1 rRNA gene is annotated in these 272 nt (G+C 45.2%); it reads left to right on the top strand.

From position 1 onward, the window contains the following. Positions 1–64 precede the first annotated feature (64 nt). Positions 65–272: ribosomal RNA gene (locus tag TY13_RS19605) — 23S ribosomal RNA — on the top strand; the annotation flags it as partial.

Genomic DNA, 272 nt, shown 5'->3' with positions numbered 1-272 from the left:
TACTAGATAAGTGGTAAATAAGCAAGAAGCTGACAAGATTGCGATGTGTATTGAAAGCCGAATAGGTTAAGTTATTAAGGGCGCACGGTGGATGCCTTGGCACTAGGAGTCGATGAAGGACGGCACTAACACCGATATGCCTCGGGGAGCTGTAAGTAAGCTTTGATCCGGGGATTTCCGAATGGGGAAACCCACTATGTTTAATCGCATAGTATCCATACGTGAATTCATAGCGTATGGAAGACACACGCAGGGAACTGAAACATCTAAGT

Origin of the sequence: Bacillus ndiopicus (assembly GCF_000612805.1) — a bacterium.
GTDB lineage: Bacteria > Bacillota > Bacilli > Bacillales_A > Planococcaceae > Metasolibacillus > Metasolibacillus ndiopicus.
This window is presented reverse-complemented; position numbering and strand designations above follow the sequence as displayed.